Here is a 20,037-nt window from a genome sequence, read left to right as displayed (position 1 = left end):
CCAAAATTTTTTAAAATTCAAGAGAGGTTAACTTCAACATGAAAAGAACTTATCAACCCCACAATACTCCACGAAAAAGAACGCACGGTTTTCGACTTCGAATGAAGACTAAAAATGGACGAAAAGTGATCAATGCTAGACGAGCTAAAGGTAGAAAAAGGCTAGCCGTATAAAAGGTTTAGAGACCCTCAAGCGGAGCCGAGAGTTCGATTCCGCTTATAGTCATGGTTCGAAGTGGCATGCTTCGGCCTTTGTTCTTTTTTATCGTCCTTTCAAAGAAAAAAAAGTAGGCTTTACCGTCTCCAAAAAGGTCGGGAATGCCGTTAAAAGAAACTTCGCCAAAAGACGACTGAGGGCGCTTTATCAGCAATACTCCTCTTCTTTGAAAGAGGGAGTCTTGGTGATTGTTGCAAAGGCTCCTCTGCTAGAGTTGGAGTTTGACCTTTTGGAGAGGGATTTCATCCACGCAGCCAAAAAATTGAAGATCTTGAACGAAAAAGTCTAGTGAGTCCCTTGGGATGCGAACACTATTGATTGGGATGATTTGGGTTTATCAGAAGGTGATTTCACCTCTGAAGCGCCCCACCTGTCGATACTACCCCTCCTGCTCGGAATACGCTCTTTGGCTCTTTTCTTACTCCAATTTTTGGTATGCTCTTCTCTTCTCCTTGCGGAGGATTTTGCGTTGCAACTCTCTGTTTGAGGGAGGGATTGACTATCCAATCATCTCCAAAAGGATCACTCCGATTTTTGGTTCGCCCCGCTTGATTAAGGTTTGGCTAGTCCCCCTCTGCCCCCAGAAGGACTGGAGCGCGAAAGGGAAGTTTTATCTCATCAAATCAATGAAGGTAGTCCAGTGCTAGACAATTTTGACAAACTCAATCTACAGATGAGAATCCTCATCGCCACCGCCATTTCGCTACTGTTTTTTATTCCTTACTCCTATTTCTTTGCCCCCGTGAAAGAGGCTCCTCTAAAGGAGAGCACTTCAATGGAGAGAGCCGAGCAGCAGGCCGCACCTCAAACCTCTTCATCCCCCAAAGAGGGTCAAGTCTCATCAGTAGCTATGGCTGAGACCTCGCCTTCTAAAGATATCATCGCCACAGTGCAAGGGAGTCACTTTAGGCTAGAGATCGATTCTTTGGGAAGAATCGCTCAGGTTTACCTCAAGGACGCGAAGTTTCTTAAAGAACAAAAAGAGCTTCCCTTACTCGCCCCCCTCTCCTCTTTGCGTCCTCTAGAGGTTCGATTCTCTGATGCGACCACTAATAAAGAGGCTTTTGCTAAGAGTTATTACTCTGATCGTGATCTTGTTGAGATCAGGAATACCCCAGAGACTCTCACGCTCACTCAAGAGCTAGAGGGATTTAAACTTACCAAGAAGCTCACTTTCTATCCCGATGGAAATTACGATTTAGAGGTTGAGACCTCAGGCTCTCAAAAGCGCTTTTTTCTCTCTCCTGGGGCTAGACCTATCGCTGAAAGCGACAAGTTTGCCTTCAATGGAGTGGTGCTTAAAGAGAGCGGCGGAACTATCCATACCACTGAAGATGGTGATGCTAAAAAAGATGAGATCTTTGAAGGAGCTCGCTTTGTGGCGAGTGTCGATCGATACTACACTACCCTCTTTTTTGTGAAGGAACCTCAAGGGCTAAGAGTGGTGATTAGTAAAAATGCCGAGAAGAATCCTGAGCCTTTTGTAGAGGCGCTTGATCATCTGAAACTCTCAGGCTACATTGGCGCGAAAGATTTTAGACTTTTAGAGAGCATCTATCCTTCGCTCACGGACGTGGTGGAGTATGGTTTCATCACCTTCTTTGCCAAGCCCCTCTTTTTGCTTTTGGATTGGCTCTATAAATTCTGCGGCAACTGGGGATGGGCGATTGTTCTTCTCACTTTGGTGGTGAGAATCATCCTCTTTCCCCTCACTTATAAGGGGATGGTCTCCATGCAGAAGCTCAAAGATATCGCCCCTAAAATGAAAGAGATCCAAGAAAAGTACAAGGGTGACCCCCAAAAGCTTCAGGTGCATATGATGGAGCTCTACAAAAAGCATGGCGCCAACCCTATGGGAGGATGCCTTCCCCTGCTTTTGCAGATGCCTATCTTTTTTGCCATCTATCGAGTTCTCTACAACGCCATCGAGCTCAAAGGGGCGGATTGGATTCTTTGGATCAATGACCTTTCGGTGATGGATCCTTATTTTATTTTGCCTATCCTCATGGGGGCTTCGATGTTCTTGCAGCAACATCTCACTCCCACGACTTTCACCGACCCAATGCAAGAGAAGGTGTTTAAGTTCTTGCCACTGATTTTCACCTTCTTCTTTGTCACCTTCCCCTCAGGTCTAGTGCTCTATTGGTTTGTGAGCAACGTCTTCTCTATTGCTCAACAACTCTTCATCAATAAGACGCTAGAGGCTAAAAAGCGCGCGGCAGCTGCCAAGCCAAGTGGCTTAAGTGATTGAGGCTTTTATCTCGTGGTAAAGATTGAAGCGCCAACGCTAGAAGAAGCGCTCATTCTAGCCGCCAAGGAGCTCTCTTGCTCTGTGGCAGATGTGGAGTATGAGATTATTGAGCAGCCCAAAAAGGGCTTTTGGGGGATTGGTAAAAAAGCGGCTAAGATTGTTGCGACCATCGCTCCTGTGAGTGCAATTCCCGTAATCCCCGAGAGGGAGATTAGACGCCCTTTGCGAGAGCATCGCGAGAGGCAAGAGGTGATACGCCCCTCTTGTGAGACAAGAGCTGAGCCAAAGCGATTCCCTCTGGAGCGACGCCCCAAGGAGAGGGAGAATCCTAGGGAGAAGGAGCGCGATGCCCTAATGGCTTCTAGGGAAAGCTCTCTTGCTCCTAAGGAAATAGAGTCACCCCCGATGAGCACCCCATCGGCGAGCTTGGCGACTTCAAAGAGAGTGGATGCGCTCATTGATAGCAACTTCTTCAAGGAGAAGAATGATATTGATCGAATCGCCCAAGAGGTGGAAGACGAGATCAATCTTCTCTTTTTGAATCTCCCTTTCAAAATTGAGCGCATTCGTGTCAGACCTTTTGATGAAACCACTCTTTTTATTGAGTTCAAGGGTGAAGATTCGGCGCTTCTCATTGGAAAAGAGGGGTATCGATACAAAGCACTCTCCTATCTACTTTTTAACTGGGTGAATAGCAAGTATGGTTTCATGATTCGCTTAGAGATTGCAGAGTTTCTTAAGAATCAAGAGGAGATGATTCGCAATTATCTCTCTCCTGTGATTGAGAATATCAAAAAGTTTGGCCGAGGTCAGACGCGACCTCTTGATGGGGTGCTCGCCCATATCGCTCTCAAGCAGCTCCGAGAGGAGTTCCCCGACAAGTATGTCTCCTTCCGTCTCAATAGCGACAATGAGCGCTATGTGATTGTGAATGATTTCAACAAATAACTCCTCCACCCCAGAGACTATTATCGCCCTCTCGACTCCTTCAGGAGCGGGAGCCTTGGCAGTCGTGAAACTAAGCGGCTCTAGGGCGCTAGAGATAGCACTCAAACTCTCTAGACGCGATCACTTGCAGCCACGCCACGCCACCCTCGCCAATCTCTGGAATCGCGAAGATGAGATGATGGATGAGGCGATATTGATCTATTTCAAGGCGCCTCACAGCTATACCGCCGAAGAGGTGGTGGAGATCCAGTGCCATGGAGGGACGCTCATTGCGCGCAAGATCATTCAAGAGGCGCTCGCTTTGGGTGCTAGAGTGGCTAGAGCAGGGGAATTCACCTATCGGGCCTTTCTTAATGGACGCATTGACCTCTCCCAAGCCGAAGCCATTGGTAAGCTAATCGAAGCCAAGAGCGATGAGTCGTACAAGGTGCTCCTCAAGCAGCTCAAAGGGGAGCTGGGGCGCTATGTGGAGGGGGTGAGAGGCTCACTTGTGGAGATTCTCGCCTATGCTGAAGTGAGCATCGATTATGCCGAAGAGGATTTGCCAAGCGATCTAGAGGCAAGAATGGTCGAGAAGATCGAGCGTATTGCAGAGGATTTAGAGCGAATCTATCAAGGTTCCAAACGGCGCTCATCACTGGTGGAGGGCTACAAGCTAGCCATCATCGGTCGTCCCAATGTGGGTAAAAGTTCGCTTTTAAACGCCCTTCTTCTGTGGGAGAGGGCGATTGTGAGTGACATCCCCGGAACCACGCGCGATACGATTGAAGAGAGCCTGCACCTAGGGAATCACTGGGTGAGGATCGTGGATACCGCAGGAATTAGAGAGGCTCAAGATGCGATTGAGAAGATCGGCATAGAGCGCACTCTTTTGGCGCTCAAGGAGAGCGACATGGTGTTGGCTCTTTTTGATTCAAGTCAGTCTCTGAGTCCTGAAGATGAGCAGATCAAAGAGCTCTTGCGTGCTCATCAGGAGAATCGCCGCATCTTGGTGCTTTTCAACAAAAGCGACCTCTCAAGGGAGCTCCAAGATAGTGAGCTAGAAAGCTATCCTCATCGCTATATTTCAGCCAAAGAGGGAGGAGTGGAGGAGCTTTTATCCCTGCTTGCCTCTTGGCTAGATGAGCAAGGGGGAGGGGAGGAGCTCATGCTCACTTCAGAGCGACAGCTTCTCTGTGTCAAAAGTGCCCTAGGCGAGCTCAAAGAGGCAAGAGATAGGCTTATTGAGGGAGAGTTGGAGCTCTTTGCCTATCATATCCAAGGAGCACTCAAAGAGCTCTCTCTCATCACTCGCCCCTATGAGACGAGCGAGCTTTTGGATGTGATGTTTGGGCAGTTTTGCCTAGGAAAGTGACCGCTCTTTTTCGCTCAAGAGAAAGTGGGCAAGGCTTAGAATCTGAAAGATTGGAACAAAGAGATTGAGTAGAGGAATCACCCCTAAGAGATAGAGTCCAAGGAGGAATCGTTTCATTCTCCACCCAAGGCGAATCTCTAGGGCTATTCTCTCCTCTTTGGAAAAGATGACACCCGAGACATCGAGCATGAGGCTTTGATAAAAGAGATAGAAAAAAGGCCAAAGCCAAATCAGTGGCCCCACAAAGGGGATAAAAGAGAGCGGGAGCGAGAGGAGAAGAATCCCCAAAAAGCGAAAAAGCAAAGAGGTGAAATCGCCTATTCCCCCAAGAAGAGATTCTCCCTCTAGAAGTCTTAGAGAGGGATAGTGGCGTTTTTGGACATAAGCAACGATCCAGGGCGCATAGAAGATTCCCAAAAAGAGTTGCACGATCATCACCGCCATCACAAACCACAAAATCGCCCCCACCCCCAAGAGAATCCCCCAAAGAGCTTTGAGAATCGAATCGATCCAATAGGGGAGAACTCCTCCTTGAAGCCAATCAAGAATCAGAGCATGAAGCGGTTCGATGAGAAAATAAAAACTAAAATAGGCGATCACCGCTCCTGTAAAAAGAGGCAAGAGGGCAAGAAGAATCATGGGGCGACTGAGCGCATCTTGGAGGGCTTTAGAGTAGAGCTCCATCACACCCACTCTCCCAAAGGCCCCACCACAAGGAGCCAAAAGGCCACGCTAAGACCTAGATGGAGAAGGAGGCCTAATCCAAAAAAGAGATAAGCGAATATTCCTGCCAAAAGTGCACCAAGGCTGGTGCCACCCTCTTTTTGAAGGAATCGCTTCTGTTCTTCAAAGCTATCACTCAAAGCCTTGGCGTGGGCAAGCTTATTTTGGAATCGGCGATAGATGAGATAGGGGAGAACTCCTCCTCGAAGCACCATATAGAGGATGGTTCCAAAGGGAAGGGAGTGTAAAAATAGCCCCACAATAAAGAGCAAAATCGCTTCTATGTAGAGCTTGCGATAGAGCAAGAAGAGCGGTCCACCCCAAAAAGCCCACCAAGACCAGCACCACGCAAAGGAGTCAAAGCCCCTTAGGCGAAAGCGAGTGAAAGCGCTCTCATAGTAGAAAAGCGAAGCGGATGAGTTGATATAGGTGCGGATGAGCTCGCGCTCTGCTTGAGTGAAAACAGGAGGGGTCATAGGGAGCCTTAGCCTCTTTTTGAAGATACTCTTTAAGTCGTCTTGCATTATAATGAGCCATTGGATTTGATTGCCTTAAGCGACAATAGTCGTAAGTTTAAACGAAAAATTGGAGAAACAATGAGAAAGAGTTTAATCAGTAGTGTGGCGGCGATTCTGTTGCTAAGTGGCCTCTCTTTGAGTGCTAAAACATTGGCAAGCGTCGATGGAGATGAGATCACCGATAAAGACATTAGCGTCATGCTTCGAGCCATGCCTGGAGTGAGCTACGATCAGCTTCCTGAAGATATGCAAAAGAAGGTCTTAGAGCAAGCCATTGAGCGCAAATTGCTAGCCAAACAAGCCAAAAGCGAGGGGATTCAGAACTCCAAGGAGTTTAAAGACGCCCTAGAGGATGCGAAAGAGGATTTGACGCTTGAGGTTTGGATGCGACAGCAGATGAATAATGCTAAGGTCTCTGAAGGCGATATGCGAAAATTTTATGATGAGAATAAAGAGAAGTTTGTTCAGCCTGAGCTCGTGAAGGCAAAGCATATTTTGGTGCAAAACGAGAAAGAGGCCAAAGAGGTGATCGCCGAGATTGGCAAAGCAGGTGCCAAGGCGAGCGAGAAGTTTAGCGAGCTTGCTAAGAGCAAATCCATCGACCCTGCGGGGCAAAATGGAGGGGAGCTTGGATGGTTTAGTAAAGATCAGATGGTGCCTGAGTTTGCCAACGCAGCCTTTGCCCTTCAAAAAGGAAGCTATAGCAAGACCCCTGTGAAGACTCAATTTGGCTACCATGTTATCTATGCTGAAGATAAAAAAGCGCAGGCCGTACTCCCCTATGAGGATGTCAAGCCTCAAATCGAGCAGAATCTTAAAATCCAAAAATTCAGAGACAGCGTCTCCTCTACAGCGAAAAAGCTTCGAGAGAAGGCTCAAGTCACTTTTAAATAACTTCAACCAAGGAGTGGATGGATGCTAAGAAGCGGAAGCGAGATTCTTCAGAGAGCTCATAAAGAGGGTTATGGAGTCGGGGCGTTTAACTTTGTCAACTTTGAGATGCTGAGCGCGATTTTTGAGGCAGCCCATGAGGCCTCCTCTCCGATCATTGTTCAAGCCAGCGAAGGGGCGATTAAATATATGGGAATGGAAGTAACGGTGGGCTTGGTGAGACTCCTCTCCTCCCGTTATCCTCATATTCCTGTGGCGTTGCACCTAGATCATGGCACCACCTATGAGAGTTGTGCTAAGGCAATTAGAGCAGGATTCACCTCAGTGATGATTGATGCGAGCCACCATAAATTTGAAGAGAATCTTCATGAGACCCAAAGGGTTGTGGAGATGGCACACGCCTGCGGTGTGAGTGTGGAAGCAGAGCTTGGACGGCTCATGGGAATCGAAGATAACATTAGCGTGGATGAAAAAGATGCCGTGCTGGTCAATCCTGAAGAGGCGGAACTTTTTGTCAAAGAGAGTGGTGTGGATTTTCTTGCACCCGCCATTGGCACTAGCCATGGAGCTTTCAAGTTCAAAGGCGAGCCCAAGCTTGATTTTGAAAGACTTCAAGAGGTGAAGCGCCGCACCAATATTCCCCTTGTGCTCCATGGAGCAAGCGCGATTCCTGACTATGTCAAAGAGGCCTTTCTCTCTACGGGAGGCGACCTTAAGGGGAGCAAAGGGGTTCCTTTTGCCTTCTTGCAAGAGGCGGTTAAAGGGGGAATCAACAAGGTCAACACGGATACCGACCTAAGAATCGCTTTCATGGCAGAAGTTCGAAGAGTTGCCAATGAAGATAACACGCAGTTTGACCTCCGTAAGTTCTTTGCCCCTGGAATGAAGGCGATGAAAAAGGTGATGGTCGAGCGAATGCAGATTCTTGGCAGTGCTGGAAAAATCTAAAAATCAACTCAAATCTATAATTTTCTAAGGAGCGTGAATGGCTTACTCAATGAGCGATCTCAAAAAAGGTCTAAAAGTCGAGATAGAGGGCGTACCCTACAAAATCGTCGAATATCAACATGTCAAACCTGGCAAGGGTGCGGCGTTTGTGCGCGTGAAGATGAAATCATTCTTTGATGGCAGAGTGCTAGAGAAGACCTTCCACGCGGGCGATAAGTGCGAGGAGCCCAATCTTCAAGAGAAGAATATGCAATACCTCTATCACGACGGTGACCACTTTCAGTTCATGGATGTGGAGAGTTATGAACAGATCGCTTTGAGTGACGAGCAAGTGGGCGATGTGGCTAAATGGATGACTGATGGAATGACGGTTTCTATTCTTTTCCACAACAATAAAGCCATCTCCGTGGATGTTCCCCAGGTGGTTGAGCTCAAAATCACCGAGACCCCTCCTAACTTCAAAGGCGACACCTCTAGCGGCAGCAAAAAACCTGCGACCCTAGAGACGGGAGCGGTGATTCAGATTCCCTATCATGTGCTTGAGGGGGATGTGGTGCGAGTCAATACGGAGTTGGGTGAATATATCGAAAAGGTGAAGTGATGATGCAAAAGGTGGTGCTTGTTCCTCTAGCCAAAGGCTTTGAGGAGCTGGAGGCAGTGACGATTATTGATGTCTTGCGCCGTGCGGGCGCTAGGGTGGTGGTCGCTGGACTCGATAGCACCGACCTTGTTCAATCCCAAGGAGGAATCTTTATCCGTCCCGATAGCAAAATGGAGCTGATCGAGCCTCAAAATATCGATATGATCGTGCTTCCAGGAGGATGGGGTGGAACCGTGGCACTCGCCTCTCATCCTCTGGTGCGCTCCATGGTTGAGGCGCTTCATAAGCGTCAAAAGCCTATCGGTGCAATTTGTGCCGCTCCCTATGCGCTTAGCGAAATCGGAGTGATAGAGGGCCAATACACTTGCTATCCGGGCATCCAAGAGAAGATTCAAAGAGGTGAGTTCGTCGAATCTCTCGTTGTAGAATCAGACCATATATTCACCTCCCAAGGCCCTGCCACAGCGCTTCCTTTTGCTTTGGCGCTAGTGGAGAAGCTCTTTGGAAAAGCCCAAAGGGATGAGGTGGCTAGAGCGATGTTGGTGAGCGATTCGTAAGGTTTGATGCGTTTTATTCTTCCCGCACTCATTCTCCTTTTTCTTTTGGGCTGCTCGCTTAGCGATTATCAAAGCATCGCTAGGGCTGCACTCTCCAAAGACCCTTCAGCCGCCGCCTCGGCACTCGCTAGACAAAAATCACTCCAATACGCCAAGAATCCCAAGGCACTCGCGAGAGACCTTGAAAACATCAAAATCGATTTTGACAAAATTCGTGCCCTCTTTTTGGGTGAAGTCTCTAAAAAATGGGGCAAAGAGGAGACAAGGAGCGCGAGCCAAAAGGTCTATGTCAAATACACCGACCACTACAAAAGTCGAGCGGAAGTCGATTTTGAAAAAGGCGAGATTGTGGTGGAGACCATCGACTTGGAGAATTCGACCCAGTCGCTCAAAAAAGCGATCATTACAACCCTCCTTACTCCTCAAGACCCCGAAGGAGTGGATCTCTATTCCGACAAAGAGATAAAGTTTGAGGGGACTCCTTATCTGGCGGGCTTGGTGAAGGACCACGAAGAGAAGGTGATACTCTATGAGTGGCGTGCCTCACGATACGCGGACTACCTGCTGAAAAACTCCCTTAAAGAGCGCACCGCTAAGGGCGGGCAGAGGGTCTATTATGTGATGATTCCCATGACTCGGGATTATGTGAAGGTGCGAAGTGCTAAGTATGGCGATATTGTCAAAAAATACGCCAAACTTCACCATCTCAACGAAGCCTTGGTGTTGGCCATCATCCAAAGCGAAAGCAGTTTTAATCCCTATGCGGTGAGCCAAGCACCCGCCTATGGATTGATGCAGATCGTGCCTCAGAGCGCAGGTCGTGATGCACACAAAGAGATTCATGGAGTGGATGGATTCCCAACGCGCTCCATGCTTTTTGATCCAGAGACCAATATTCGCTATGGGACGACCTATTTGAGGATTCTCTTCACGCGCTATCTTGAGGGGGTCAAACACCCTCAGAGTCTTGAGTATTGCGTCATCTCCGCCTACAATACAGGGAGCGGGAATGTGCTTCGGACCTTTGATGGCAATCGCACCAAAGCCCTTGGCAAAATCAATGCCCAGACCCCTCAAGAGGTCTATCGAAAACTTCGCACCTCCTTGCCTTATGAGGAGACGAGAAACTATCTCAAAAAAGTGACTGAAGCCAAGCGAAGCTTCATTGTCTACGAAAAGCCCTAGATTCGCTTCGCTCTTTAGGGCTTTTTCTTAGGGGGAGTTCTTTCAATTTTTTTGGATAAAATTTCTACCATGCGAGAAAACATTATTGAATTCATTCCCAAAGAAAAACCTTGCAGCTACCTCAAAGAGGAGCGCTCCCTCTTTCGCTATTTTCATATTGAGGAGTGCTCTAGCGATCTCTACCAAGCCTTATTGGAGCGAGGCTGGAGGCGTTTTGGGAAATATTTTTTCGTGCCGATTTGCAAAAATTGCAAAGCGTGCCTCTCGGTGAGAAAACCTCTAGCGAATCTGGAGTTTTCGCGCTCTTTTAAAAGGGTATTGTCCAAGAATCGCCAAACGGGTCTAGTGATCCAGCGCCCTATGATCACCGAGGCACACCTCAAGCTTTATGATCGCTACCATCGCCGCATGAGCGAAAAAAAGGGGTGGGAGTATAGCCCTATCACGATGGAGAGCTACTATGAGATGTTCGTGGAGGGGTCGGGTGAATTTGGCTATGAGTTTGCCTACTATCGTGATGAAAGGCTCGTAGGAATCGCGCTTGTCGATATTTTGGAGCGCTCCCTTTCGGCGGTTTACTGCTTTTATGACCATGACTACAGCGACTTCTCCTTGGGAATCTTCTCGATTCTCAAGCAGTTGGAGCTAGCTAAGCGACTAAAGATTGACTATTTCTATCCGGGCTATTGGATCAAGAATCATCCCAGTATGGGGTATAAAGAGCGTTTCGCTCCTTATGAGATTCTGCGTAATGAACCCGATATTGACGCACTTCCTGAGTGGAGCCTACAAGGAGAAAATGAATGAATTGGAGCAACCGCCTCTCTAGAGTTTTTGGGGCTTTTGCCTCATACCCTTTCCCGCGCCGCTTGCAGATTCTAATCAACGAATTTTATGTGAAGCTTTTTGGCATCTCTATGGAGGAGTTTGACACGATCGATTCCTACCCTACGCTAAGCGCACTCTTCACTCGAAGTCTCATCAAAGATCGTCCTTTGGATAGAGAAAAGGGTGTTTTGGTGGCTCCATGCGATTCGCTTGTGATGGCGCTTGGAGATAGCGTCGATCAAAAAGCGCTTCAAATCAAAGGGATGGAGTATCCGCTAGGAGAGCTCTTGGGTGAAGATTTGGAGGAGGAGTTCTCCTATCTCAATCTCTACCTCTCCCCTAGTGATTACCATCGATTCCATGCGCCTTGTGATTTGGAGGTGGTGGAGAGTCGCTATTTTAGCGGGGAGCTTTTAAGTGTGAATCTCTCCTCGCTCAAGAAGCACTCTCGTCTTTTTGTGCGCAATGAGCGCGTGGTGCTCAAGTGTCGTGATGCTTGGGGGGATTGGCTCTATTATGTGGCCGTAGGAGCGCTCAATGTGGGTCAAATGGCGATTCATTTTGAGTCAAGAATCAAGACCAATGCCAAGCTTGGCGATGCCCGTTATGTTTATGAGCGCCCCTTGCACCTCAAAAAAGGTCAAGAGATAGGGCTTTTTAGGATGGGTTCGACGGTGGTGATGGTGGGCAAAAACTGGAATCTCGCCCTCAAAGAGGGAGAGAGGGTTCGCTACGCCCAAAGCATCGGAATCAAAGAGAGGGAGTGAAAATCAATTGAGTATTCAAGAAGAGATCAGGATTTTAAAAGAGCGACTGGATGCGGTTTTGGTCGCTCACTTTTACCAGAGAGATGAGATTGTAGAGATTGCCGATATCACAGGCGATAGTTTAGAGCTTGCCAAGAGGGCGATGGGCTCACCTCGCTCTTTGGTGGTCTTTTGTGGAGTGGGATTCATGGGGCAGAGCGTGAAGATTCTAGCCCCCCAAAAGCGCGTGGTGATGCCGCGTCTAGCCTGTTGCTCCATGGCAAGAATGATTGATAGTGCCTATTTTGATGAATCGATCCAAAAGCTAGAAGAGTATGGACTTTTAAAAGAGGCGATTCTTCCGCTCGCTTACATCAACTCTAGCGCCGAGGTGAAAGCCAAAGTCGGGGCGATGGGGGGATTGGTCTGCACCTCGGCCAATGCGGTGAAGATCATGCAAAAAGCTCAAGAATCGGGCAAAAAAATCTTCTTTTTGCCCGATCGATGTCTAGGGCAGAATCTTGCCAAACAGGGCGGGCAAAAATCGGCCGTGCTCGGAAGCAGCTCCAAAGAGGAGGTGCTTGGGGCGGATATCATCTGCTATGATGGCTTCTGCTCCGTGCATCAGCTCTTCACCCCGCAAGACATTGAGTTCTATCGCCAAAAATTCCCGGATATTCTCATTGCCGTTCATCCTGAGTGCGATCCAAGCGTGGTGGAAAGGGCTGATTTTGTGGGTTCGACTAGCCAAATCATCACTTTTGTGAAAAATCTTCCCCTAGAGCAGAAAGTCGCGGTGGGCACAGAATATAACCTCGTCAATCGTCTCCGAGAGAAGAACACCTATGTTTTAAGCAGCACCAAGCCTGAGTGTCCCACGATGAATGAGACGACTTTGGAGGATATTTTGGAGTGCCTTAAGGCGTTTGAGCGAGGCGAGCCGCTCAATGAGATCACGCTAGAGGAGGAGGTGAGATTAGAGGCGCACCTCGCTCTTTCACGAATGATGGAGCTCTCATGAGAGAAGATTTGAGACCCTTTTTGGAGGCGGCGCTGGCTGAGGATATAGGGAGAGGCGATCTCTTTGCCTTGATGGATATCAAGATGCGCGTGCAAGCGGAGATCATCGCCAAAAGCGAGGGGATCTTCTCGGGTGAGCTTTATGCTAGAGAGCTTTGCGAGATGAGAGGAATCGAGGCGCTTTTTGGAATCAAAGATGGAGAGGTGTTTGAGCCATCCAAGAGGCTTGTGGCGCTAGAGGGAGATTATGTGAGCCTGCTTCAAATTGAGCGCACGCTTCTTAATCTTCTTCAGCACAGTAGCGGAATTGCGACGCAGACGAGGCGTTTGGTGAATCTCATCCCTTCTGGCTCGAATCTAAAGATTCTTGACACGCGCAAGACGCGACCCTTGCTAAGAGCCTTTGAGAAATATTCCGTGCGCAATGGCGGGGGAATCAACCATCGTCTAGGGCTTGATGATTGCCTTATGCTCAAAGACACGCATTTAAGGCATATCGATGATCTTTATGCCTTCATCAAGGAGGCACGAACAAGGATTCCTTGGACGAGTCGAATCGAAGTGGAGGTCGAGAGCGTGCAAAGAATGATCGAGGCGTGCGAGGCGGGTGCGGATATTGTGATGTGCGATAATATGAGCCTCCATGATATTGAGGAGTGTGTCAAATATCGTGCTAGGTTCGCCCCGGGGGTGAAGCTTGAGGTGAGTGGTAACATCACTGAAGAGAATCTTCTCGTCTATGCGAGGCTTGGGGTGGATGCAATTAGCAGCGGTTCGCTCATTCATCAGGCACGCTGGCTGGATATGAGTTTGAAGATGAGATGAGGGATAGAGAGGCGCTTTTGATCCAAACCCTCCAGAAAAGTGGAGCGAGCTTTGGAATTGGAGATGATGGGGTCAGGATAGGCGAGCTTGTCTATGCAATGGATGCTTTTAATGAGGGGAGTCACTTCAAGCGGGGCTGGATGAGTCTAGAAAAGCTCGCCTATAAGGCGCTGGCGGTCAATGTTTCAGACCTCTACGCCATGAACGCCAAGCCTCTCTATGCACTCCTCTCCCTCTCTATTCCTCGCGACTTTTCGGCCAAAGAGGTCACCTCGCTCTCGCTTGGAATTGCTAAGGCGTGCGAGGCTTTTGGGGTGAAGCTCATTGGCGGGGATACGATTCTCTCTTCACTCCTAGGATTCTCTTTCACGCTCATTGGGCAAGCCTCCAAGAAAACCCTCCAAAGAAGAGGGATGAAAGGAGGAGATTACCTCGCCTACACAGGCAGAGTGGGCGATTCTCTTAAGGGGCTCACTACGCTTCTTCGAGGGGGACGCCTCTCTTCTCAATCCCGCTTCATTCGACCGACTCTTCGCCCTAAACTCATCGCCGAGATGACCCCTTGGTTGAGGGGAGGAATGGATATCTCTGATGGAATCTTCTTTGAGTGCGAACGCCTCTCTCGCCTCAATCATCTGGGATTTTATTTCACCAAGCCTCTCCCTAAACGCCTTGGTCGCAGTGGAGAGGAGTATGAGATGCTCCTGGTTATTCCTCCCAAAAATCTCTCCAAAATCAGAAGAATCGCCCAAAAGCATCGCACCCCCCTCCACCTCTTTGCTAGGGCGAAGCGCGGATCTTATAGGGCTCCCTGCTTGGGGCATCACTCCTAGCGCTCATAGAATCGGCGTAGTTTCTGATCCAAAGGAGCGAGAATCGAGTAGATCGCTGGCACGATTAAGAGGCTTAGAATCATCGAGATGATTAGGCCTCCAATCATGGTGATTCCCATCGGAGCTTTGGCGGCTGAGCCTGCACCTTGGGAGATGGCGAGGGGGAGCATCCCAAAGACCATCGCGATGGTGGTCATGAGAATCGGACGCAATCGACTCTCACCCGCACCAAGGAGTGCCTCTTTGACGCTAGCGCCCGCGCGAAGCTTGTGGTTGGCGACATCCACAAGGAGGGTGGAGTTTTTCCCGACCATCCCAAGAAGCAGCAAAAGTCCCATGAGACTAAAGAGACTCTGGGTCTGTCCGCTCACAAAAAGCGCCAAAAAAGCGCCCGTGAAGCTTAGTGGCAAGGCGGTCATGATAATGAGGGGTTGCAGGAGCGATTCATAGAGTGAGGCGAGGATGAGATAGATCATCACGATAGCGATGATCATGGCGATTCCAAAGGCTTCGCTCGTCTCTTTCATGTTTTTGATATCCCCGCTTAGATCATAGCTCACCCCCTCCAAAAGCCACTCCTCTTTGCGCTCTTCCATCGCATTGACTAGCTCGCCAAGGCTAAGGCCTCCTTTGTCAAGGTAGGCGGAGACCATCACTTGGCGTTGGCGATCTTTTCGTTTAATGGAGGTGATCGCTTCGCGCTCTTCAATCATGGCGATTCCCTCCAAGGAGAGCATCTCTCCGCTATCAAGGCGGAGCTGGAGGCGCGAGAGGGAGGCGATATCGGCGCGATTCTCTCCCTCTAGACGCAAGATAATGTCATACTCTTTTCCTTTTTCACGGTAGTAGGCGATAGGCTGATCGCCTGAAAAGGCTCGCATGATGGAGGTGGCGACCTCTTGAGCGGTGAGATTGAGCCTAGCGAGTGCTTCGCGTCTGAGCGTGAGGCGATATTCGGGCGAATAGGCCTCAAGGTCATCTTGGATATTGATCGCTCCTTTCATGGTGCGCAGAATCGAGGTGAAGCGATCCGCGACCTCTTTGGCCTGCTCTGTGGTTTGGGCGGTGAAGATCACCTTGAAAGGAGAGTTGTTTTCGCCTCCTGAGATGTTGGGAATGGGAGAGAGGGAGAGGGTGAGCCCCGCCCTTTGGCTGAAGTGCCTTCGAAGCTCTTGCATGATCTCATCTTGGCTTCGTGTGCGCTCGTGGATTTCGCTCAGCTTGACATAGATTTTGGACTCATAGACTTTTTGTTGCGTGGTGTATCCGATATAAAGCACGCTTTGGCGCACCTCGGGCACTCCTAGGAGCTCCTCTTGGATGAGTGTGCTTTGGCGGTGCATCTCTTCAATCGAGATTCCGGGTTGAGCCTTGATGAAGAGCTCAAATTCGCTCTTGTCCTCATCGGGCATGAAGTTCATCCCTAATTTTCCTGCGAGCGAAAGTGAAAAGGCAAAGAGCAAAAAGATGGCCAAAACAATCCAATAGCGAAATCTCAAAACCCCCTCAAGAATCTTAAGATAGGTTCGATCCAGCGCAATAAAAAAAGGCTCGCTCAAGCGATAGAATCGATTCTGCTCGGGGTTGGCGATGAGGGAGCTAATCATCGGGATGAAGGTGATCACGACGATGTAAGAGATGATGATCGCCGCAGAGACGGTCACTCCAAAGGAGGTGAAGAATCGCCCCACAACCCCACCCATATTCGCTACGGGTACAAAGACAGAGAGGAGCATCGCTGAGATGGCGATGATGGAAAATCCGATCTCTCTCACGCCCTCTAGCGCCGCCTTGCCTCGCTCCATGCCCTCTTCAAGCTTTTTGTAAATATTTTCAATGACGACAATCGCATCATCAATGATGATTCCAATGGAGAGGGTGAGCGCGATGAGGGTGAGAAGGTTGAGGCTTTGGCCTGTGGCACTCATGATGGCGAAGGTGCCAAAGATAGAGATGGGGAGGCTTAAAAAAGCCACAAGGGTGATGGTGAGGTTGCGCAGAAAAAGCAGGACAATAAGGGTCGCCAAAACCCCGCCAAGCAAAAGGTCAAATCGCGCATCATCGATGGAATCTTGAATGTATTGAGTGGTGTCGCGCATGATGGAGAGCTCGTAGCCTTCTGAGAGGGAGCGCAAATAGGGGAGGCGCTCTTTGATTCCTTGGGCGATGGCGATTTCGTTGCTCCCTGAAATTTTTTGGATCTCCAGTATCACGCCTGGCGATTCTCCAAAGCTAGCGAAGCTTCGCGCCTCTTGGAGCCCATCTTGGACCTTGGCAATCTCTTTGAGCAAGATTCCCGGAAGAATCTGAATATTGCCCAGCTCTTCGATGAGAGTCGCGTCCGCATCGGTGGTGATTTTCCACTCATGCTTGGATGCAATGAGGCGCCCTCCATCGATTTTAAGATTCTCTGCTCCGATTTTAGCGGCGATATCACGATAATCAAGCCCCAAGCGATTCATCTCAAAAGGATCAGGCAGAATCTGCACCACACGCTCTTTATAGCCCACGAGGTTGACCTTGCCCACCCCTTGGATGCGTTGAAGGAGGGGTTTGATCACTTGGTCGGCGTGCTTCATGAGCTCGGTTGATTCTTTGGTTGTTGAGCTTAGGAAGATGGAGAGCACGGGCGCAGCCCCTACATCGAACTTTTGGATGATGGGTTTATCCACTTCGCTTCCGAGATTGAGTGCGGAGAGTTTGTCTCGCACATCATTGACGGCGACTTCGATATCCTTGCTAAGGACAAACTGTGCGGTGACATAGCTTAGATTCTGAGCGCTTGTGGAGAATATCTGATCCATCCCATCGATTCCTCCAATCGCCTCCTCAATTTTGTCGGTCACTTTGGATTCGATGGTCTCTGGATTCGCCCCTTTGTAGGTGGTGGTGATGGTGACCACGGGAATATCAACATCTGGGAAGAGGCTCACGGGCATTCGATTTTGTGCCATCACTCCAAAAAAACAGAGAGCGAGGGCAAACATCAGCGTGGTGATGGGGCGGCGGATGGCGAATTGATACATCAGCGCCCCTTGATATGGCCATCGCCAAAGATTCCGGGCTCCAGCCCCTCTATGAGAGCTTCGGCTTGGGCTTTTCGCGTTTTAGGATCAACAGTGGGATAGATTTTGATGAGGGGGGCGCTTTGGTTGTAGTTCACCCCATCAAGGCTATAGACAAAAGAATCTCCAAGAGCGATTCTTCCTAGATGTTTGCTATCTAGCAAGAGCAGGAGTTTGCGCTTTGGGCTGATGAGTCGAAAGGCTTTAGTGCTATTGGCGCTGATGCCATCCCCCACCTCGACGCTTTTTTGGGCGATGATTCCCTCAAAAGGGGCGCGAAGAATCGTCTGATCAAGGATCTCGTTGGCATAGGCGAGCGACTTTTGCGCCCTTTTTAGCTCCTCCTCTTTGCTTTTATACTCAAAAGCGATCCGCTCAAAGGTGTTCTTTTCAATCACGCTTTGGGATCGTTCGTAGCGCTCAAATTGGGCTTTGGAGAAGAGATACTGCTGGCGTGTCATTTCTAGCTCTGCCTTGGCCATCGCCACTCGCTCTTTTTGCTCTTCGTTGCGAAGCTCTAGGAGAATCTCTCCCTTTTTCTTGTGATCGCCCACCTCGGCATAAAGTGCCTTCACCACTCCAGCGATAGGGAGAGTGAGCGAAGCATCTTGCACGGCTTGCACCTCGAAGGTGGCGTAGATTCCTGTGGGGGTTTGAGCATGGAGCAGAATCCCAAAGAGCCCTAAAAAAGCCAAAGTCCTAATCATGGTCGATTCTCCAAAGTGATTTGTTCAAAAAGGGGGACGCCTAGGGCAAAGTAGAATCGCGCCTTGGCAATTTCATACTCATTGAGAGCGGTTTGGAGCTTGGCCTTGGCTTCAAACTCCTGCGATAGAGCAGCGAGATAATCGGTGTGAGAGAGGAGCTGGGCGCTGAACTTCTGCCTCTGTATCTCCAGGGCGGTGGAGCTTGCTTTGAGCGAGAGCTGGGCGGCTTTGAGCTGCTGTTTTAGGACTTGGAGTGTGAAGAGGGCGATCTTTTGTTCCTTTTGGAGGCTCTCTTTGGCATAGTTGAGCTCGCTTTGAGCTTTGAGCTTTTGCATCCTCACACTCTCTCGCGCCTTGGCAATCGCCCCAAAATCAAAAATATCCATCTTGGCTGAGAGCAAGAATTCATTTTGTCGTTCAGGTTGAGCGCTTGGAGTTCCCTCGCCCAGATAGGAGTTAAAGTCATAGTGTGAATAGCTATTTTTTGCGCTCAAAGTAGGCCAGTAGGTGTGTGTTTTGGCTTGATGCTCTAGGGCGTTCACCTCCTCTTCTCGTGCCCTAAGGTCTTCTCTTAAAATGCCACTCTCGCCTCCTGTGGGCTCTTTGAGGCGAGAATTGGCTTGGAGCGATTCAAGGGGAGAGCCACTTAGGAGCTCAAGCTGCTGTTGGTAGCGAAAGAGATGGAGACGATAGGCTTCTATCTCATAGCGATTCTGCTCCAAAGCGGCCTCCAAAGCGCTTGGTTCGTCCAAGGGGATGAGCTCAGAATCGTGGAGGATTTTGGAGCGTCTTAGGCTCTCGCCAAGCTCTCTATCTTTTTGGAGGGCGCTTTGGAGGAGGGATTGGGTGTAGTGGTAGCTGAAATATTTTTCGATAATCTCTAAGGCTAGATTTTCGCGCTCAAAGTTGGCTTCGTGGATTCTGGCCTGTTTGAGGCGCTCAAACTGCTCCAATCGCTCCTCTCTAGCCAAGCCATCGAAAATCACCACACTCACCTCTCCATAGCCTCGATTGACCCGTGTGGGCGTGTAGGCAGAGGCCTTGGAGAGGCGCTGGTGGTCATACCCTAGGCTCGCTTTGGGGAGATAGCCTGCAAAGAGCGCCTCCTCTTGAAGCCTAGCGCTTTGTATGGCGCGCTCTTTCGCCTCCATCCTAGAGCTGTTTTGACTGCTAAGGAGAAGCTCTTGAAGCTCTTTGGCTTCAATATTTCCTAGGCAGATTCCAAGCAAAATCGCTCCCTTGAGCCATACCTTCATGCTCTAATCCTCTCTCACGAATGTTCGATGAAAATTTTAACTCCAATTAAAATCAGAATGATACCACCCAAATACTCCGCTTTTTCTTCGAGGTAGGTGCCACTCTTTCGCCCAAGGTGCACTCCACCAAAAGAGAGGAGAAAGGTAGAACCTCCGATAAAAAGGAGACAAAACCAGAGCGGTAGCCCCAATAGAGTGAGTGTTAATCCCGCCGCCATCGCATCTAGGCTGGTGACAAAGGCAAGGAGAAGAAGCTTTGATGAAGAGGGGTGGGAGGAGAGGGCGAGCTCTTTTTCTCCTTGGGTTGCCTCGCGAATCATCTTCAGTCCCAAAAAGCCAAGCACTCCCAGGGCGACCCAGTGGTGGATGCCTCCGATGTAATCATGGAGCTGCACCCCAAGATAGAATCCCAAAAGAGGCATCACCATCTGCGCCACCCCAAAGAATCCTCCCGCTTTGAGTGCAAGTTGGCGAATCTCCTCTTCGCATTTGGATCCTAGGGCGATGGAGACCGCCACAGCATCCATGCTAAGTGCGATGGCAAGTGCGGTGAGCTCAATCATGT

The 20,037-nt window shown here is 49.4% G+C and carries 22 protein-coding genes; 16 read left to right on the top strand and 6 right to left on the bottom strand.

Annotated features, from left to right (window positions below):
* The first annotated feature begins 38 nt into the window (after positions 1-38).
* The 6 genes from rpmH to mnmE are packed head-to-tail and all read left to right on the top strand — an operon-like array spanning position 39 to position 4,769.
* Positions 39-173 carry a 50S ribosomal protein L34 gene (rpmH, locus tag WS_RS10845; protein ID WP_081454374.1) on the top strand — a complete coding sequence of 45 codons (135 nt, stop codon included), beginning with the start codon at positions 39-41 and terminating at the stop codon, positions 171-173.
* Positions 170-505, top strand: a complete 336-nt coding sequence (rnpA, locus tag WS_RS10840; RefSeq protein ID WP_081454373.1) for a ribonuclease P protein component — start codon at positions 170-172, stop codon at positions 503-505. Before rpmH ends, rnpA begins: the two co-directional genes overlap by 4 nt.
* A gap of 13 nt (positions 506-518) precedes the next feature.
* On the top strand, positions 519-863 hold the full coding sequence (gene yidD / locus WS_RS06165) for a membrane protein insertion efficiency factor YidD (RefSeq protein ID WP_011139152.1): 345 nt from the start codon (positions 519-521) through the stop codon (positions 861-863).
* Positions 857-2,467, top strand: coding sequence for a membrane protein insertase YidC (gene yidC / locus WS_RS06160; protein ID WP_011139151.1), 1,611 nt, complete (start codon positions 857-859; stop codon positions 2,465-2,467). Before yidD ends, yidC begins: the two co-directional genes overlap by 7 nt.
* A gap of 12 nt (positions 2,468-2,479) precedes the next feature.
* Positions 2,480-3,415 carry a Jag N-terminal domain-containing protein gene (locus tag WS_RS11150; RefSeq protein WP_011139150.1) on the top strand — a complete coding sequence of 312 codons (936 nt, stop codon included), beginning with the start codon at positions 2,480-2,482 and terminating at the stop codon, positions 3,413-3,415.
* Positions 3,399-4,769 (top strand): tRNA uridine-5-carboxymethylaminomethyl(34) synthesis GTPase MnmE, encoded by a 1,371-nt coding sequence (mnmE, locus tag WS_RS06150; protein ID WP_011139149.1) that lies wholly within the window; start codon positions 3,399-3,401, stop codon positions 4,767-4,769. Before WS_RS11150 ends, mnmE begins: the two co-directional genes overlap by 17 nt.
* On the opposite strand, the gene WS_RS06145 is transcribed toward mnmE, so the two are convergent.
* Entirely contained in the window at positions 4,758-5,453 is a 696-nt protein-coding gene (locus WS_RS06145) for an EI24 domain-containing protein (protein WP_011139148.1), read from the bottom strand. The two genes, mnmE and WS_RS06145, sit on opposite strands and share 12 nt — an antisense overlap.
* A complete protein-coding gene (locus WS_RS06140) occupies positions 5,453-5,968 on the bottom strand; it encodes a DUF2628 domain-containing protein (RefSeq protein ID WP_041571820.1) in 516 nt (171 codons plus the stop codon). Before WS_RS06140 ends, WS_RS06145 begins: the two co-directional genes overlap by 1 nt.
* Positions 5,969-6,088: 120 nt before the next feature.
* On the opposite strand from WS_RS06140, the gene WS_RS06135 reads away from it, so the two are divergent.
* From WS_RS06135 to WS_RS06090, 10 genes are all read left to right on the top strand, one after another.
* Positions 6,089-6,904, top strand: coding sequence for a peptidyl-prolyl cis-trans isomerase (locus WS_RS06135; protein ID WP_011139146.1), 816 nt, complete (start codon positions 6,089-6,091; stop codon positions 6,902-6,904).
* A gap of 21 nt (positions 6,905-6,925) precedes the next feature.
* Complete coding sequence (locus WS_RS06130; protein WP_011139145.1) at positions 6,926-7,849, top strand: class II fructose-bisphosphate aldolase; 924 nt, start codon at positions 6,926-6,928, stop codon at positions 7,847-7,849.
* A gap of 37 nt (positions 7,850-7,886) precedes the next feature.
* A complete protein-coding gene (efp, locus tag WS_RS06125; protein ID WP_011139144.1) occupies positions 7,887-8,450 on the top strand; it encodes an elongation factor P in 564 nt (187 codons plus the stop codon).
* A complete protein-coding gene (locus WS_RS06120; protein ID WP_011139143.1) occupies positions 8,450-9,007 on the top strand; it encodes a DJ-1 family glyoxalase III in 558 nt (185 codons plus the stop codon). Before efp ends, WS_RS06120 begins: the two co-directional genes overlap by 1 nt.
* 6 nt (positions 9,008-9,013) lie before the next feature.
* A complete protein-coding gene (locus WS_RS06115; RefSeq protein ID WP_011139142.1) occupies positions 9,014-10,192 on the top strand; it encodes a murein transglycosylase domain-containing protein in 1,179 nt (392 codons plus the stop codon).
* A 69-nt stretch (positions 10,193-10,261) separates the two neighbouring features.
* A complete protein-coding gene (locus tag WS_RS06110) occupies positions 10,262-10,999 on the top strand; it encodes an arginyltransferase (protein WP_011139141.1) in 738 nt (245 codons plus the stop codon).
* Positions 10,996-11,787 carry a phosphatidylserine decarboxylase gene (locus tag WS_RS06105; protein WP_011139140.1) on the top strand — a complete coding sequence of 264 codons (792 nt, stop codon included), beginning with the start codon at positions 10,996-10,998 and terminating at the stop codon, positions 11,785-11,787. The genes WS_RS06110 and WS_RS06105 overlap by 4 nt, the downstream gene beginning before the upstream one ends.
* A gap of 7 nt (positions 11,788-11,794) precedes the next feature.
* A complete protein-coding gene (gene nadA / locus WS_RS06100; protein ID WP_011139139.1) occupies positions 11,795-12,787 on the top strand; it encodes a quinolinate synthase NadA in 993 nt (330 codons plus the stop codon).
* Positions 12,784-13,611 (top strand): carboxylating nicotinate-nucleotide diphosphorylase, encoded by an 828-nt coding sequence (gene nadC, locus WS_RS06095; protein WP_011139138.1) that lies wholly within the window; start codon positions 12,784-12,786, stop codon positions 13,609-13,611. Before nadA ends, nadC begins: the two co-directional genes overlap by 4 nt.
* On the top strand, positions 13,608-14,444 hold the full coding sequence (locus WS_RS06090; protein ID WP_011139137.1) for a thiamine-phosphate kinase: 837 nt from the start codon (positions 13,608-13,610) through the stop codon (positions 14,442-14,444). The genes nadC and WS_RS06090 overlap by 4 nt, the downstream gene beginning before the upstream one ends.
* Here WS_RS06090 and WS_RS06085 read toward each other — a convergent pair.
* From WS_RS06085 to WS_RS06070, 4 genes are read right to left on the bottom strand one after another with little or no spacing between them, the layout of a single operon-like run.
* On the bottom strand, positions 14,441-17,470 hold the full coding sequence (locus WS_RS06085; protein ID WP_011139136.1) for an efflux RND transporter permease subunit: 3,030 nt from the start codon (positions 17,468-17,470) through the stop codon (positions 14,441-14,443). The genes WS_RS06090 and WS_RS06085 overlap by 4 nt on opposite strands.
* On the bottom strand, positions 17,470-18,216 hold the full coding sequence (locus tag WS_RS06080; RefSeq protein ID WP_011139135.1) for an efflux RND transporter periplasmic adaptor subunit: 747 nt from the start codon (positions 18,214-18,216) through the stop codon (positions 17,470-17,472). The genes WS_RS06085 and WS_RS06080 overlap by 1 nt, the downstream gene beginning before the upstream one ends.
* Positions 18,213-19,472 (bottom strand): TolC family protein, encoded by a 1,260-nt coding sequence (locus WS_RS06075; protein ID WP_011139134.1) that lies wholly within the window; start codon positions 19,470-19,472, stop codon positions 18,213-18,215. Before WS_RS06075 ends, WS_RS06080 begins: the two co-directional genes overlap by 4 nt.
* 14 nt (positions 19,473-19,486) lie before the next feature.
* A complete protein-coding gene (locus tag WS_RS06070) occupies positions 19,487-20,035 on the bottom strand; it encodes a manganese efflux pump MntP (protein ID WP_011139133.1) in 549 nt (182 codons plus the stop codon).
* Positions 20,036-20,037: the final 2 nt, after the last annotated feature.

It is taken from the genome of Wolinella succinogenes DSM 1740, from assembly GCF_000196135.1.
Taxonomy (GTDB): domain Bacteria; phylum Campylobacterota; class Campylobacteria; order Campylobacterales; family Helicobacteraceae; genus Wolinella; species Wolinella succinogenes.
Note: the sequence above shows the minus strand (reverse complement) of the source record. Positions and strands in the feature narration are given on the sequence as shown.

Excerpts from the sequence above, each read along its gene's own strand:
- WS_RS06080 (WP_011139135.1), bottom strand. The coding sequence starts at position 18,216 with ATGATTAGGACTTTGGCTTTTTTAGGGCTCTTTGGGATTCTGCTCCAT.
- WS_RS06140 (WP_041571820.1), bottom strand. The coding sequence starts at position 5,968 with ATGACCCCTCCTGTTTTCACTCAAGCAGAGCGCGAGCTCATCCGCACC.
- WS_RS06110 (WP_011139141.1), top strand. The coding sequence starts at position 10,262 with ATGCGAGAAAACATTATTGAATTCATTCCCAAAGAAAAACCTTGCAGC.
- WS_RS06070 (WP_011139133.1), bottom strand. The coding sequence starts at position 20,035 with ATGATTGAGCTCACCGCACTTGCCATCGCACTTAGCATGGATGCTGTG.
- WS_RS06145 (WP_011139148.1), bottom strand. The coding sequence starts at position 5,453 with ATGGAGCTCTACTCTAAAGCCCTCCAAGATGCGCTCAGTCGCCCCATG.
- WS_RS06105 (WP_011139140.1), top strand. The coding sequence starts at position 10,996 with ATGAATTGGAGCAACCGCCTCTCTAGAGTTTTTGGGGCTTTTGCCTCA.
- rpmH (WP_081454374.1), top strand. The coding sequence starts at position 39 with ATGAAAAGAACTTATCAACCCCACAATACTCCACGAAAAAGAACGCAC.
- yidD (WP_011139152.1), top strand. The coding sequence starts at position 519 with ATGCGAACACTATTGATTGGGATGATTTGGGTTTATCAGAAGGTGATT.
- WS_RS06130 (WP_011139145.1), top strand. The coding sequence starts at position 6,926 with ATGCTAAGAAGCGGAAGCGAGATTCTTCAGAGAGCTCATAAAGAGGGT.
- WS_RS06115 (WP_011139142.1), top strand. The coding sequence starts at position 9,014 with ATGCGTTTTATTCTTCCCGCACTCATTCTCCTTTTTCTTTTGGGCTGC.
- WS_RS06120 (WP_011139143.1), top strand. The coding sequence starts at position 8,450 with ATGATGCAAAAGGTGGTGCTTGTTCCTCTAGCCAAAGGCTTTGAGGAG.
- WS_RS06075 (WP_011139134.1), bottom strand. The coding sequence starts at position 19,472 with ATGAAGGTATGGCTCAAGGGAGCGATTTTGCTTGGAATCTGCCTAGGA.
- WS_RS06090 (WP_011139137.1), top strand. The coding sequence starts at position 13,608 with ATGAGGGATAGAGAGGCGCTTTTGATCCAAACCCTCCAGAAAAGTGGA.
- WS_RS06085 (WP_011139136.1), bottom strand. The coding sequence starts at position 17,470 with ATGTATCAATTCGCCATCCGCCGCCCCATCACCACGCTGATGTTTGCC.
- efp (WP_011139144.1), top strand. The coding sequence starts at position 7,887 with ATGGCTTACTCAATGAGCGATCTCAAAAAAGGTCTAAAAGTCGAGATA.
- WS_RS06135 (WP_011139146.1), top strand. The coding sequence starts at position 6,089 with ATGAGAAAGAGTTTAATCAGTAGTGTGGCGGCGATTCTGTTGCTAAGT.
- nadC (WP_011139138.1), top strand. The coding sequence starts at position 12,784 with ATGAGAGAAGATTTGAGACCCTTTTTGGAGGCGGCGCTGGCTGAGGAT.
- mnmE (WP_011139149.1), top strand. The coding sequence starts at position 3,399 with ATGATTTCAACAAATAACTCCTCCACCCCAGAGACTATTATCGCCCTC.